This window comes from Mycetocola sp. Y791 (assembly GCF_059445325.1).
On sequence record NZ_JCAIUC010000005.1, the window covers coordinates 1 to 14,137 of the forward strand.

13 protein-coding genes and 1 pseudogene are annotated in these 14,137 nt (G+C 64.1%); 7 read left to right on the forward strand and 7 right to left on the reverse strand.

The genetic code is table 11. The annotated features are described in order from the left end of the window. Positions 1-124: 124 nt before the first annotated feature. Positions 125-559, reverse strand: a pseudogene (locus AC1C2N_RS15600) (transposase); the annotation flags it as partial. Between the two features lie 439 nt (positions 560-998). On the opposite strand from AC1C2N_RS15600, the gene AC1C2N_RS15605 reads away from it, so the two are divergent. After that, positions 999-1,730 (forward strand): formylglycine-generating enzyme family protein, encoded by a 732-nt coding sequence (locus tag AC1C2N_RS15605; RefSeq protein ID WP_229730639.1) that lies wholly within the window; start codon positions 999-1,001, stop codon positions 1,728-1,730. Positions 1,731-1,970: 240 nt separating this feature from the next. Here AC1C2N_RS15605 and AC1C2N_RS15610 read toward each other — a convergent pair whose 3' ends face one another. Both AC1C2N_RS15610 and AC1C2N_RS15615 read right to left on the reverse strand, forming a co-directional pair. After that, complete coding sequence (locus AC1C2N_RS15610) at positions 1,971-2,498, reverse strand: dihydrofolate reductase (protein WP_082943283.1); 528 nt, start codon at positions 2,496-2,498, stop codon at positions 1,971-1,973. A 239-nt stretch (positions 2,499-2,737) separates the two neighbouring features. Further along, positions 2,738-3,874, reverse strand: a complete 1,137-nt coding sequence (locus AC1C2N_RS15615) for an IS30 family transposase (RefSeq protein WP_064846213.1) — start codon at positions 3,872-3,874, stop codon at positions 2,738-2,740. A 189-nt stretch (positions 3,875-4,063) separates the two neighbouring features. Between AC1C2N_RS15615 and AC1C2N_RS15620 the strand changes: the two genes are divergently transcribed. The 3 genes from AC1C2N_RS15620 to AC1C2N_RS15630 are packed head-to-tail and all read left to right on the forward strand — an operon-like array spanning position 4,064 to position 6,198. Continuing rightward, positions 4,064-4,624 carry a recombinase family protein gene (locus AC1C2N_RS15620; protein ID WP_495434496.1) on the forward strand — a complete coding sequence of 187 codons (561 nt, stop codon included), beginning with the start codon at positions 4,064-4,066 and terminating at the stop codon, positions 4,622-4,624. Between the two features lie 51 nt (positions 4,625-4,675). Continuing rightward, positions 4,676-5,143: a hypothetical protein gene (locus tag AC1C2N_RS15625; protein WP_139770732.1), complete on the forward strand. Its 468-nt coding sequence runs from the start codon at positions 4,676-4,678 to the stop codon at positions 5,141-5,143. Continuing rightward, positions 5,140-6,198 (forward strand): zeta toxin family protein, encoded by a 1,059-nt coding sequence (locus tag AC1C2N_RS15630; protein WP_495434497.1) that lies wholly within the window; start codon positions 5,140-5,142, stop codon positions 6,196-6,198. Before AC1C2N_RS15625 ends, AC1C2N_RS15630 begins: the two co-directional genes overlap by 4 nt. Positions 6,199-6,372: 174 nt before the next feature. On the opposite strand, the gene AC1C2N_RS15635 is transcribed toward AC1C2N_RS15630, so the two are convergent. Further along, positions 6,373-6,792, reverse strand: coding sequence for a hypothetical protein (locus tag AC1C2N_RS15635; protein ID WP_495434498.1), 420 nt, complete (start codon positions 6,790-6,792; stop codon positions 6,373-6,375). Between the two features lie 252 nt (positions 6,793-7,044). Here AC1C2N_RS15635 and mobC point away from each other — a divergent pair, with 252 nt between their 5' ends. The 3 genes from mobC to AC1C2N_RS15650 all read left to right on the forward strand — a co-directional run bounded on the left by mobC (position 7,045) and on the right by AC1C2N_RS15650 (position 10,067). Next, positions 7,045-7,464, forward strand: coding sequence for a plasmid mobilization relaxosome protein MobC (mobC, locus tag AC1C2N_RS15640; protein ID WP_495434499.1), 420 nt, complete (start codon positions 7,045-7,047; stop codon positions 7,462-7,464). Positions 7,465-7,670: 206 nt separating this feature from the next. Further along, positions 7,671-9,188, forward strand: coding sequence for a relaxase/mobilization nuclease domain-containing protein (locus AC1C2N_RS15645; RefSeq protein ID WP_495434500.1), 1,518 nt, complete (start codon positions 7,671-7,673; stop codon positions 9,186-9,188). A 24-nt stretch (positions 9,189-9,212) separates the two neighbouring features. Next, positions 9,213-10,067, forward strand: coding sequence for a hypothetical protein (locus tag AC1C2N_RS15650; protein ID WP_495434501.1), 855 nt, complete (start codon positions 9,213-9,215; stop codon positions 10,065-10,067). Between the two features lie 66 nt (positions 10,068-10,133). Here the strand turns inward: AC1C2N_RS15650 and AC1C2N_RS15655 are convergent, their stop codons facing one another. From AC1C2N_RS15655 to AC1C2N_RS15665, 3 genes are read right to left on the reverse strand one after another with little or no spacing between them, the layout of a single operon-like run. Next, a complete protein-coding gene (locus AC1C2N_RS15655) occupies positions 10,134-10,865 on the reverse strand; it encodes a DUF4913 domain-containing protein (protein ID WP_495434502.1) in 732 nt (243 codons plus the stop codon). Then, complete coding sequence (locus tag AC1C2N_RS15660; RefSeq protein WP_495434503.1) at positions 10,862-12,652, reverse strand: type IV secretory system conjugative DNA transfer family protein; 1,791 nt, start codon at positions 12,650-12,652, stop codon at positions 10,862-10,864. Before AC1C2N_RS15660 ends, AC1C2N_RS15655 begins: the two co-directional genes overlap by 4 nt. Beyond that, a complete protein-coding gene (locus AC1C2N_RS15665) occupies positions 12,649-14,133 on the reverse strand; it encodes a putative type IV secretion/conjugal transfer ATPase (protein WP_495434522.1) in 1,485 nt (494 codons plus the stop codon). Before AC1C2N_RS15665 ends, AC1C2N_RS15660 begins: the two co-directional genes overlap by 4 nt. Between the last annotated feature and the right edge of the window lie 4 nt (positions 14,134-14,137).

Consider the following 14,137-nt stretch of genomic DNA (forward strand, 5'->3'; position numbering starts at 1 on the left):
CTTGTCTGACGAGCGCGACAGCATCTTTTCTGAACTCTTCCGAGTATTTGGCCATGATCCATATCCTCCCAGCCAGTCCTACAGAACTGGCGGACAAGAGTCAATCAAACCTTCAGCAGACCCCGTCCATATCGGCGGCCATTCGGGAGACCTGCGACTTTGACAGGGAATGGATGCCAAGGGTCTTCACGAGTTTGTCCATCCGCCTCGTTGAGACGCCAGCGAGGTAGGCGTCAGCGACGACGGTGATCATCGCCGCTTCTGAGCGTTTGCGACGTTCGAGGAGCCACTCGGGGAAATACGTGCCTGAGCGGAGCTTCGGGATCGCGACGTCTATGGTTCCGACACGCGTATCGAGTTCACGGGTGCGGTATCCGTTGCGGGAATTCACTCGGTCAGCAGAGGGCTTCCCGTACTCGGCGCCGCAGATCGCATCTGCTTCAGCTGAGAGGAGAGTGTTGATCATGGTTTGCAGCAGGGTGCGCATCAGATCCGGTGATGCGTCGCCCAGCGCGTTGGTGAGGACGGTGGCAGGGTCGACAATAGAGGGAGTGGTCATCGGTGTGACGCCTTTCGAGTGGGATGTGAGAGTTTCCTCGAAGGAAGATCCCGGTGGCCACGCTGACGTTTACTGGCCGGGATCGTTACACCACTCTACGGGGCACTACTGCGCGGCGACGGCGCAACTGGCACCGTCACCACGGCGGCAGAGCTGCACCGTGCCGCCGCAGCGTTCGATGCCGCCTCGGCCGCGCTGCGCGAAGCGCACGCAGCCAACGGCGTCGTGCGCTGGTACGACGATCCCCAGTGAGTCACGACGTGGACGGCCCGGATGCCGACACCGAGGAGCGCACCCGCATCGGGCAGGTGCTCGATGCAGCTCTGCCGCCGACGAGCGCCGACCGATAACGGTGGCAGTCTCAACCGGTCAACGCATCACCAGACCTCGATGCGGAGACCATACCTTGTCCACTCGCGACCTTCGATACGCTCACCTTGTGCAGAGCCTTCCCGATGATCTGATCGCCCTCCCAGCCGGAAAGGTAACGCTTCACGATGCGCGACGCTCCGAGCATCGCACCGTGGCGCTGGAGGCGTTCTCTCTCGGCCGTACTCCCGTCACGGTCGACACCTGCGATCTGCCGCTCAGCGGGATCACGTGGAAGCAAGCCGTGAGTATCTGCAACGAGCTTTCCGAGGCGCATGGACTGTCGACGGCATATCGCATCTCAGGCGATGAGGTGCAGTGGAAGCTCGAGTCTGACGGCTTCCGCCTGCCCACAGAGGCCGAGTGGGAGTACGGGTGCCGCGCGGGCACGAAGGGTCCACACTACGGCCCGCTTTCCGGCGTCGCCTGGACCACTCTGGACGCGGGGGAGGGACCGCACCGCGTCGCCCTGAAGGAGCCCAACGCCTTCGGCCTGTACGACACTCTCGGCAACGTCTGGGAGTGGTGCTGGGACTACCTCGATCCCGCGCGCTATGGGAACTACCGGGTCTTTCGTGGCGGAAGCTGGGCTGACAAACCGTGGAGTGTCCGCGCGTCGGTCAGGCGAGGCAGCGCCCCGGATGCACTGCTGGAAGGCAGCGGGTTGCGACTCGCCCGAGGCGCCCTTCGCTCCGGTCGGGAAGTCCAGGGGTGGTCCGAAGCGAGAGATCGCGAACGAGCGGCAGTGTCTGGTCCTTTACCGCTCGGCTGGACGCCCTTGTCCCTGCCTGGTTCGCGCTAGGAAGATTTGGAATCCTGATACCGCCGTCGTTAACGACGCTCCGGGCCGTGCTGCTGAGGTATATCCAGTGCGACAGATGTGTCGCAAAAGTGCGCACTCGGGTCCTATTGGGAACCGTAAACGACGGTCCGGTAACTGTCCTGCTGTGGTGCCCCAGATTGGTACCTACCTCGCGACGGCGCGAGTGACTCCTTCCCGCGCATCAGTCCCTACTGCCACAACTAGAGCTACGGGATTAGCTCATTCTTTTCCAAAATCCCTGACATAGGTTTCGTGCCGAACCATCACGGTACCGTGCTTATGGTTGGAAGTGCGCTCTAGTCGATAGGTGGACGGAATGGGGTCGAGGAATGTGTCGCACCCATAGTGTCCTGGAATATTGCTTATTAGCAATGTATCCGGGAGGGCGGCAGCGAGTGCCTGGGAATAGATTTCCGCACCACCAAACACGAAGATCGACTCGACGTCTGACATCTCTCCGCACACCCTCAGTGCTTCATCGACGGAGGTGGCAACACCAACTGGCTCCCCAATGCTCCGAGAAGTAATTACGAGGCTGTGGCGGCCTGGGAGGGGGCGCCGGTGAGGGGGTAGGGACTCATATGTCTTTCGCCCCATAATGAGCGCATTGATCATGTCCGGAGAAGATGTTCTAAGCGTGCGCTGCGCTGTGTATTTAGCCTCCCCTGGGATCTTCCAGGGCATTGAACCTCTTAGGCCGATGCCACGATCGTTATCGATCGCGGCGATCAGGATTACTGGCTTCATGTGACGAGCATACCGTCTGGTTCCCGTTCGTCTCCTTCAAATCCATCCTACTCGGGACCAGACGCTTCCAGAAGTGTGCGGTGCATGGGCGCTGGGAGCTTGCTCGCATGGTGTCGGAGGAGGAGTGGACGCCCGAGGTGATCGCGCAAGCAGAAGCGCATCGCGATTCCAACGTCATCTGATTCGGCAGCTGCAAGTTCACGCCGCTGAGAGGTCGATCGTCGACCGAGTCTCGGGTGTCAGGCGATGAGGACATCGCGGAGTCGGTCCTGGCTGGTGTCCCATCCGAGAACGTAGCGCGGGCGTGTGTTGATCTTCTCTGCGATCCGGTCGAGGTCGACCTGGGTGTACCGAGACAAGTCTGCTTGTTTTGGAAGGTACTGGCGCAGGAGCCGGTTAGTGTTCTCGTTCGAGCCCCGTTGCCAGGGTGAGCGGGGGTCGCAGAAGTAAACCTGGATGCCGAGCTCATGGGCGATTCGCTCGTGCTCGGACATCTCTCTTCCGCGGTCCCAGGTGAGCGACCGCAAGAGCCACGGCGGAAGATTCTGAAGGTTCCGGATCAGAGCGTCGCGTACGTCCGGGCCTTTGATCCCCGGTAGCTTCACTAAGCGAACTGCACGGGTGGAGCGCTCGACAAGCGTCGCTACGGCGCTGGGCCGGCGGCCCATCACGAGGTCACCTTCCCAGTGTCCGACCTCGTCACGTGTCTCAATGCGTGTCGGGCGATCATGGATCGAGACCATGTTCCGCAAGCGACCGCGTCCGTGTCCGGTGCGGCGCGACTGGCGCGACGTGCGGAGTCGACGGCCGGAGCGCAGGTGGACGCTCATCTCGGAGGGTAGGGCCGGGCAGGTGGCGGTGTAGAGGGTCCGATAGATCGCCTCGTGAGAGATCTGCATCGTCGGGTCGTCAGAGAAGTCCCGTCGTAGCCAGGCCGCGATTTGTTCCGGCGACCAGTCCTCATGCAGTTTCTGCTTCACGGCGGTGCGCAGCTCATCGTTCGCATCGAGCTTGCTGAGTTTGGGGCGTTGCGCGAGCTGCCAAGCGCGCTCATCTGCCTTGGCAGCCCTGTACTGGTCACGGCCGCCGTTCCGGGAGATCTCCCGCGAGATCGAGGAGTCTGACCGTCCGAGTCGAGCAGCGATCGTTCGAGCGGAATCACCGGCCGCGATTCCCCGGGAAATCTCCTCCCTCTGCGCCAGTGACAACCGCAGAGCAGCGCGACGGCGCGGTGCTGGGCGGATCCCACCAGAGTTTGCCAGGCGTCTCCGTACCGCTTCGCGGCTGCAGCGCACCGTTCTGGCAATCACGCGCATCGGCTCGCCCGCTCGCCATCTCTCCCACACGGCATCTTGCTCTTCCATGCTCAATGCCATCCCAACCGTCTCCTTCCGTCCAAGCGCATACTGCCATCACGGGTGATGCCTTGATCGGTTGAGACTGCCGTCGTTTTCGGTGCGCAGCTCGTCGAAGACGCCGAGCTGCGCGACACGCCGAGAGACGACGCACCGAAAACCCCCACCGAAACTGAATCGCACCGATACTGAGCGCGTACCGTTTATGGCATGGCCGAAGTATTTGGGTACGCGCGAGTCTCGCGCAAAGAGCAAGATCCGGGCGCACAGGAAGCCGAGCTGCGAGCGGCCGGCTGCAGTCGCGTGTTCGTCGACCACGGCGAATCGAGCCGCATCGCCGATCGCCCCGAGTGGCGCAAGCTCATCGACGTAGCCGCGCGCCCCGGCGACACGATCAAGGTCCGCAAGCTCGACAGGCTCGCCGGCAGTGAGCGCCTGATGATCGAGGTGCTATCCGAGCTGAACGATAGAGGCCTGAATATCGTGAGTCTCACGGAGCCAGCCATCGACACCACTACGCCGATGGGGAAGGCGCTCTACGGCATCGTCGTGGTCTTCGCGCAGCTCCGTGTCGACACGATCAGAGAGAACACGCGCCTTGGCTTAGAGCACGCACGGAGCCAGGGGAGAGTCGGCGGCCGCCCAACCGTGATGACGGCCGAGCGGATCGCCGCGGCCAAGAAGATGCGGGCAGAGAATCAGAGCTACGCCCAGATCGGGCGCGTGCTCGGAGTCGGCACATCGAGCGTCATGCGCGCGCTCGCAAAATAGCAGTATAACTATGGTTATATTTTCGGTAGACTGGAAGCGGAGGTGGACACTATGACGATCACAGAGATTCCCGTCGAGGCGGTCGCTGCACGGAAGGCGCAGCACTTGCGGAACATCGGAGAGCTGGACTACCGTCGCAGTCTGCTGCGGCTGAAACAGCGTGGATTGCGGCAGAAGGCGATCGCCGATCTAGTGAAGGTCTCGCAGCCGAACGTGCAGAAGGTGTTGCAGCGGGCCGCCGCAACCCCGATGCCTCGTGAAGGTTTCTCAGGTGCAGATCCTTACGAGATTTGCGAGCGGTACGCAGCCGGCCTGATCGACCGGGCGCAGCTCGTCGATGAGCTGACGCGCTGGGAGTACGTGCCGCAGGCGCAGACCAAGGATGCGTTCGACGATCTGCTGATGGATGTTGCGGGCTCGGTCGATGACCTGGACCGCGCGCTGAGCCGTGGGCTGATCGACGACGAGCTGTACGACGAGATTGGCGATCGCATCGAAGCACGGATGACGGCCGCGTGACCCCAGAGGAGCAGCGGCATATCGAGGTTGTCCAAGCGCTCTCTACTGCCGGCGGACCACTCGACAAGGATGGCCCACACGCGACTACCCGAAACCCAGCTTGGTATCGCTCCAATGGGTCGCGTAAAGCCGGACGACGGGCGACGCACGAACGCATCAAGGCCGCGGTAGTGAGCCAGTCTCCGAACGCGAAAGATGAAGGTCGAGCACTCGTGCTGGCTGGCCCGCCAGGTGCCGGTAAAGGGCGGGTCGCTGACACCGTGCTCGGTGCGGATCGTGACCACTACGTGAACATTGACGCGGACGAGTTCAAGAAGCTGTTGCTGCGCGAAGCGATGGCAGATGGCAGCTATGAGGAGTGGATCAAACCGCCCGCGGTGCGCGACTTAGAGGCGCAGGGGGAGCGGTTTTATCCGCTTGAACTTGCCTCACTCGTGCATGAAGAATCGTCGATGCTTGCACGTGCGCTGCGCACAGAGATGATCGACCAGGGAACGAACATTATCGTCGACACGGTACTGAGCGACCCAGACAAAGCAGTGGAGCTTGGTGCGTATCTTGCGGAAGCCGGCTACCAGGTAACCGTCGTCGACGTTGAGGTGCCGTTCGAGGTATCGCAGGATCGGATCGTGCAGCGCTGGCAGCACGCGATGCAGGAAGCCGAGGCGGGCAAAGCAGACGCACTCGGCGGACGATGGGTGCCGAGCGCTTACGCTCGGCCGCTGTTCGACACTGAGCATGGACGCTCGAAGTCACAGGATGCGGCAGCCCAGCTCGCGCAGACATGCCCACGAGTGATCCGTTACGAGCGCCACTACACGAGCGCCGAGGAGCACCAAGCATCGTTGGATGAGGGGCGCGAAGCCCAGCCCATTCGTGAGGTCGCACAGGTGCGATTGAAGCCTGGCGGAAAGCTCGAAGCAGAGCAGTCGGTGAGCCGTCTAACCGCGGCCAGTTTCAGTACCGACAGATCCGCACCGCGTAGCGCAGGTGCGCATGAGCAGAGGCCAGGGCCGCGTGCTGAACGAGCACCAGAGAACGGCATTGAGCGATAGACCAACCGTTCTTTTCTCTTCCCCTGATAAAAGCCGCCCCGAACAAGATAGCCACCTGTCAAGGGTGCGGCGCAGCCGCATCACGGAGTGACGCGAAGCGCCCTTGACAGGTGGCTATCTTGTGCCAGTATCTCGGGCTCAGGGGGAGGGGAAAGCCCCACCGCAAGCGAACAACTAGACCGTTGCCGGCTGCTGCGATGCAGCATCGTCGGAGAGCTTGAAATCAGATTCGAGGCCCGAAGCCGTCGTCGATACAGCGGGCGTTCGAGATGAAGTCTGAGCCGTGTTCTTACGCGGTGCCCGCTTGCGCGTGCGAGCCTTCTTATCGGGCTCTGCAAACCCGATCTTGCGCAGCTCATCGGGGCTCCATCCGGCACTGACGGCCGCGTTATACGCCTTCACATCATCGCGTTCGGCGGACGTCACTCGCTCGCTGATTCGAGCTTGCAGCTCCGCCAGCTCACGAGCACCATCCTCACGGATTGTATCGAGTTCGTTGCGCGCCTCAGCGAGCACACGGATTGCCTCGATGCGATCCTCCTGAGCACGACGGGCACGGTCCATTGCTTCTTCGATTGAAAGTTCCTTAGCCATGTCTCCATCCTACGGATGAAGACAGCTCGCGTCGACGTTCGTCGACCATATGCGAGCACGCCGCGGCGAAGCCGCGACCGCTCCCGGCTGCCACCGTGAGCGACCCTAGGGGGAGCCCCAGACGGAGCAAGCTATACAATTAGGTGACCTAATTGGGATTGATCCTCGATTTTCCGTCGAGGATGCGGCACACTGGAAGTGTGGTCACCGCGGTTGCGGTGTCGCTGCGCTGGGCTGGAGGGAGGTGCTGGGTTGTCTGCTGATTCGAATGAGGATGCTGAACCGAAGCGCCGTCAGGCTCGACGTCGTAACGTCAAGGGCGGTCGGGTTGCTCGGCACATTGTGAAGGTCAGCCCGGAGGAAGAGGGCCAGCTTCTCGCGCTCGCATTGCAGTACAAGGTGACCGTTCCTAAGCTGCTTGTCGACTCAGCATTGGCAGGGGGAGCGGCCGCTGCTGCTGCGAACGAGTCTGTGCGTCACGAGGTCATCGCACAGATGTTCGCGACGCATCGTTTGCTCGCGGGTTTGGCGAACAACGTGAACCAGATGGCGAAGGCAACGAACGCTACGGGCTCGGTGCAGGCAGAGATGGTTGCAACACTCACGAAGGTGCGTGAGGTCGCCGATCACATCGACAGATTCGTCGATGAGTTGAGTGAGGCATCGTCATGATGCCGAACATCACCCGCGGCGATCGCATGGCCGGTCTCATGACGTATCTTGTCGGAGCGGGCCGAGCTAACGAGCACACCGAACCTCACCTTGTAGCTGGGGATGCAGCGATGATGGCTTGGCACGATGATGCTGAGTTGGGCCGTGATTCTGCACTGGCGATCGCGCGACACTTGGACCGCCCTCGTAAGGCATTCGATGTTGACGTGAAGGGCGGTCACGTCTGGCATTGCTCACTGTCATTGCGCGCAGAAGAGGGCACGCTTACCGATGAACAGTGGAACGCGATAGCTAACGACTTCGTACGTGAGATGGGCTTTGACGATCACGAGGGAACCAAAGCGCCGTGCCGTTGGGTTGCCGTGCGTCACGGTGTCTCGAAGAACGGGAACGATCACATCCACATTGCAGTGAACCTGGTGCGTGAGGATGGCACCAAGGCTCCCATTCACATGGACTACAAGCGGGCGCAGACCGTTGCACGTGCGCTCGAAGTTGCGCACGGTTTGGAGTCGCTGGAATCGGTGCAGGCTGATCGCGCCACCCGTGGGTATGACCCCGCTGAACGTGAGGTGCAAGCACGTTGGCGCGCACGGGCGAAGTACGAACGTAACCGCCACTCTGCCGGCACCGATGCGCCGGAGTGGGCGAAGCTCGACGGTGCACTGCGACAGGTCTTGATCGGTGCCGAGATGCGCGCAGATCAGCCGCGGTACTTGCTCAGCTTGAAGGTGCGCGGATGCGCGGAGGCCAGCGCAGATGAGGGCGAGTTCGTACGTCGAATGCGACGTGAAGGACTCATCGTTCGCCCACGCTACGCTGACGGACGCACGGACGTCATCACTGGGTACTCGGTCGCTGAGCGCCCGACTGCAGGCGAGCGGCCTATCTGGTACGGCGGCGGCAATCTCAGCCGTGACCTGACGCTCCCACGGCTGCGTGACGGGTGGCCTGACACCCCGACTGGTGCCACTACTGCGGCAGCGGAATGGAACGCCGCGAAGCGGGGCCGGCGCGTAGTCGCACCGGGCCGGGAGACCCAAGAGCCCAACCCTGAACAGTGGACACGCAGCAGTGAAGAGCTGACCGCTCTCGTCGACCGACTGCGATCTGTGCCGATCGAGGATCGGAGCACATGGGCGACCGTTGCGCGGCAGACTGCCGGCGCTCTGGCCGCATGGTCGAACGCGACCGAGGAGACGCCAGGCGACCTCGCTGCGGCATCGGAGGCGCTGTCACGATCCGCTCAGACGTACCAGCGCACCGTGCGCCCTCAGCAGGCCGGCACGGTAGCCATCTCTGGTGCAGCAATGCTGCTTGCAAGCGCAGTGCGCGGCGGGCAGGGTGCCGTCGCTCAGGCCGCGATGATCCGGTCATTGCTGACCCTCACTCAGGCGGTGTACGCGGCATCCGTCGCGGCGTCGCAGGCGCGCCAGGCTCGATTGCTTGCGGAGGATACGCGCGCTCGCCTGAGCCGCGTTCGTGCGGCGCTGCCGGCTCCCATGAAGGGCACCGATGCGACGGCACAGCAGCAGACGGCGACGGCGACTATCGAGCGTGCGCTGCTCGATGCTGAGGCGCAGGCGGTACTTGACCGTGTGCGCGCGAGCCAGGCGCGGCCGGCTACTGAAATCGGGTCGCCTGTGCCGAACCGAGTACAACCGAACGAGCGACCGAAGACGACCCAGCCGAGGCTTCCGGGCCGCGACGGTATCGAGCGATAGAACACAACGAGAGGAGATCCCATCATGGCTGAAAGCGACGGCATCGAAGAGGCGATGGAGGGGCAGCTACGCATCCTTGTGACGGCAGCCTCGCAGGTCGGTCAGATGATGACTCGCCTACGTGAGGAGGCTCTGCGCCGTGCACGTGAGCACAGCATCCAGGAGCATCGCGAGCTGCAATCCCGCCTCGATGCGGAACGTGCAGCGGCGCGCGCTGAGCTGAGCAACGTGCATCAGCCGGAGTGGTGGGATCGAGCGACCCCGGAACAGATTGGCCATTCGTACCAGGTTGCTCGGGGCTGGGCCGGCGAGGACCAGGAGGCAGCTCGCGCCGAGATGCGGATGCGTGCCGAGCTGCAAAGTCGGTACGCGATCGACGTCGACAACACAGGCATAGATCCCAGCTCGGTACAGCAGATGGTGCGCCTACAGTTGGAACGTGCCGAACGTGACCTCGCGAACGCGGCTGAGGAACGCAACCGGGCGGCCGCTGAGGAGGCCGAAGCCGCACGGTTGATGGCGGATGCGAACCAGGCTGAGCAGGCGGCTGAGAACGCCCGTGCGATCGCGTCAGAACCGGGCCACGATAGCGAAGCATTCATCGCCGACGCCGAGCTGCGCGAACGAGAGGCTACCCGGTATCGGGAGGACTCACAGAACACCTACGACAGCTCGCAGCGACGCGATGCTACGGCTGCAAGCTTGGAACGGCAGGGGATCAGCGAACAGGCGATCGGGGCGCGTATGCGCTCCGACGTCAGCAATGCGAAGCCGGCTACTGAGGCGGCCCGCAACGGGGCAGCGAAGAAGACGAGCGCGAAGGCTCGACCCTCTCGCGGCCGCGGCGCTCAGGTGCAGCGCGCTGGCCTCGAACGGTAACCGCCTACAACGACGGAGGGCCGCACCCGATTGGGTGCGGCCCTCCGTGTTTGTGGTGGCGATCGCTTAGCCGGCGTCGTTGAGCTCAACGGGTTCGTCAGGCAGCCGCACGTCGCGGAATAACCCCTCTGGCGGTGCGGTGTACGGCAGCGGAGCGCCCTTGCGCGACTGGTTGGTTTCGTCGTTCGCGTCGGCGGCCGCGAACGGGCCGTCAGGGTCCATAAGCACGGCCATGTGGTGGTCGGCGTGATCCCGCCACCACACACTCATGCCCGTGCTCGCGTCCTGGCGCAGCTCCTCCCAGGACCGCCACAGCGCTTCGAGGCGGATCACCGCTTCGTCATAGTTCCACCAGTCGGCCGCCCACACGCGAGCGCGGCCGTTGATCGGCCGGCGGTACGCGAGACGCAGATACTCGCGGTAGAACTCGTCGACGGAACCGTAGTACAGCGGCGGTGCATCGTCGCCGCTCGATTGTTCCTCTGGGGTGCCGGCGTCGTTTGCTTCCACCTGATCGGTGATCGCGGCGGCCGCGGCGTCCTCTGCCTGAGCGCGCAGTGCCTCCACCAGCTCTTCTGTCAGCGCTTCATCTACGGCGGCCGCGGCGACTTCTGCCACTTGTTTCTTGACGGCCGCTTTCACCGCGGCGTCGACGTACTCGCTGGCTAAGCCGCCGACGTCGACGCCGAACACGTTGGTCGACGTCGACGAGCTGCGCGGTGCGACCGGCGCCGATGGTGCCGGCGTTTCCTCCCAGGAAGTCTCGCCCCAGCTCTCATCTTCGCCCCAGCCGCTCATCGGGTCGCCTCCGCTGCGGCCACGGCCGCCAGCTCCTGATCCGCTTGCTGCATCGTGTACTCGGCTTGTGGGTCATTCGCGGCCAGAGACGCGCGTACCGCGGCATCGTGCGGGCCACCCATCCACGGCACTGTGCGAATCAGCGTCGGCCTTGAGCCGGACGCGAGGACCACGGCGCGGCCCTTCGGGAGCGCCGAGAGTGCGTCGACGTCGAGGATGCGTTCGCGATGGAGCTGCGTGGAGACGGTGCGCTGCCCGCGCGACGTCGACGAGGACGAGGAGAGACGATCGTAATCGCCGATCAGCTCGGCAAGCTCTTTTAGAAACCCAACCTCGGCGACACCGCCGCCGTACACCTTCACGTTCGAGGCCGACCAAAGTTTCTTGATGCCGGCCTCGCCCCAGACTTCTGCGCCCTGTGACCAGGACTGCAGAACGGTATCGAGCACGATTCCGCGTGAGCCGTAGTGCGAGTAGAGGTTCGGAAGATCCCGCCACCGGCATACGTTCGCGGCCTCATCGAGCACGCCCACGAGGGGCATTTCCAGGCGACCGCCTCTCGAGCGAGCGGCCAGCTCTTCGGCGGCCTCGACGACCGCGACAGTGAGCGCGGTAACGAGCGGGCCGGCGGTGCCGCGGCCCTCGCGAGAGAGGGAGTAGAGCGTGCCGCCGTCGGCCTTCACGAACTCCTCGGGGCTGAACTGCGGGCGCTTATCGTCGTCGCCCAAGGGGTTCACCCACTGGGCGACCTGGCGATTCGTCAAGCAGGAGACCATCTGCTGTGCAGATCCGTAGACGCCGCCACGCTGCTTCTCGGGAGCGGTGATGACGCCGGCCACCTGATCGGCGATGAGGCGCTGCCCGTGCTCGCGCAGAATCTCCACGGGCTCTTCCTCGGTCGGGCGGGTGATCCACGTGAACACTTGCGTGATCGGGCGGCCGCCGAGCGCCGCGGCGAGGAGGAGGCCAGCGAGCAGATCTTGCGCAGCGGTGTCGAAGTAGGCATCGGCTTTCGCGCCGGGGTCACGTGAGCCGGCGGCGAAGTGATCGGCGAGCTTGGCTGCTTTCACTTCGTCGGTGACGTACGTGAGCGGGTTCCACCACCACGACGGGGGCTCATTCGCGACCGACTGCGGATCAAATACCCAAACCGGGCCACGCTCTGAGCGCGGCCCGCGGGTGTGGTCCACAATGTCTCGCTTGTTCGATGTCGCGAGCACCGAACCGGGAGCATCGAGTATTTCCGGCACGACCATCGAGGTGGTCTTTCCCGTACGGGGGCCGGCAATGGTGATCCGCATGTCCTCCCACGAGCTGAGGAGCGGCTGCCGCGTCGCGACGGTGACACCGATGGGAAGACCGGGGGCGGCGGTGACGCCCAGCCGTTCCGCCTTCGCGGTGACGGCTTTACGGCTCAGATCCTCAATGTCTCGGCCGCGCCCCATGTAGGCGGCTTGCTGATCGACGCGAGTACGTCGCTTGGCGCGGCGTGCCCGCCATACGAGCACCAAAGTGCCGAGCGTGACCACCACGGCGACGAGGCCGCCGAGCACCCACCAGCCGGCCGCACCAGGCCACTCGTACTTGCCACCGAACAGGCCGAACACCACCCCGAACGGGTCGGCGGGCACCTCCACGCCCGTACCGGCGAGGCGGTGCCCGAGGTGCATCGCAGCGTAGAGAGCTGCGACGATCACGGCCACGGCGAAGATGACGACCAGGCCCAGGATCGCTTCTGAGCTGAGGCCGCCGGGATCGCGTCTGCGGTTGTTGTTCGGGCTGCTCATGCGTTGGCCTCCTCGGGGATCGCTGCCTCTTCGTGCGCGCGCCGGCCGACGCGCGACTGCGCCGCCCACCGCTTGTTCGTGTCGTTGATAGCTCGCTCCGCCTCGGTCAGCTTCACCGCAAGCGGGATACCGGGGCGGCCGCCGACCTTCACGAGGAACCGGCCACGGCCGGGAGGTTCGCTCTCACGGCCCGTAGCGGAGTCCCAGGAGGGCGGGGCAGACCATCCGGTGAGGAGGCGCTGTTCCGTGCGTGAGAACGGCACAGCGGCCGTCAGGAGCGGCATTTCAGCCTGTGGGAGGCCGCCACAGATGAGCATGCCGGCGCGCTCGACGAAACCGCGGGCTTTCGCGCGATCTTCCTCGGGGAGCCCTTCAAGATCGTGCATCGTGTGCGTAATCATCGCCTGCCCGACGCCGAACTGACGGTTCAGGCGCGTCAGTGCGTCGATGCGGTCGACCATGCCGGCACCAGAGCGCAGCGCTTGCCACAGCTCGTCCATGATGACGAAGTAGTGGCGCTGCGGTTCTAGGCCGGCCTCAGCGAGCGCGTGAGCCACGTTCACCGTGGCGAACCCGTTGGACCAGCACGCGAGCAAGGTTGCGGCGCGCAGATCCGTGTCGGTTTCCTTCAACCCTGAAATGTCGTAGACCACGGGGCGATCGCGCACCATCGGGTTTGTCGTGTGCCTGGCGAACGTCTCGCCCAGACGACCACCGCGGGTGAGGCTGATGAGCGACGCTTCGAGGCCGCGGGTGATCTTCTGGTACTCGTTCCAGTCGCCGCGGTCGACGGCGACCTCGCGCAGTTCCTCCGGCCCTTCCTGCACCACGGCGAGGAGATCCGCGAGCACCGGCACGGTATCGGTGAACTTCCGATCCAAGACGCGCAGCGCGGCGTCGATGATGGACTCTTCGACGTCGGAGGGCGACTGCTTGCGGAGAATCGACAGGAGCGCTGACACCATCGTGAGCCGTCGCCCGTGGGCGTCGGCTTCGACTTCCTCGGCCTCTTTCACGAAGCCGGCAGCTCGCAGTGCATTGGATGCGTCGGTTGACTCGCCAGGATCGAGCACGTTCAGGTATCCGCGGCCGCGGCCGAGCCGGATCACCTGCCCGCCTAGCGCCTCGATGAGGTCGACGTAATCGGGTTTCAGATCGCCGAGAATGAACGGGATCGACCCGTACCCGGCGAGGCCGGCCGCCATGCGGCGAACCGTCGTCGACTTTCCCAGCGCCGGCAGACCCAGCACGAAGCAGCTTGGGTTGCTGATGAGCTTTGCGCGCTGGAACCAGGAGATGGGATCGGCGCACACCGTCGAGCCGGTGAACAGGTGACGGCCGAGCGGTACGCCGATCATCGGCGTACCCGTGCCGACCGAGTACGGCCACAGGCCGCACACCTGCACCGTTGTGCCGCGCCACTCGTCGGCTTGCTGCACGTACGCGGACTGGCCACGGCCGCGCCCCAGCCACCCGCGCATCGGC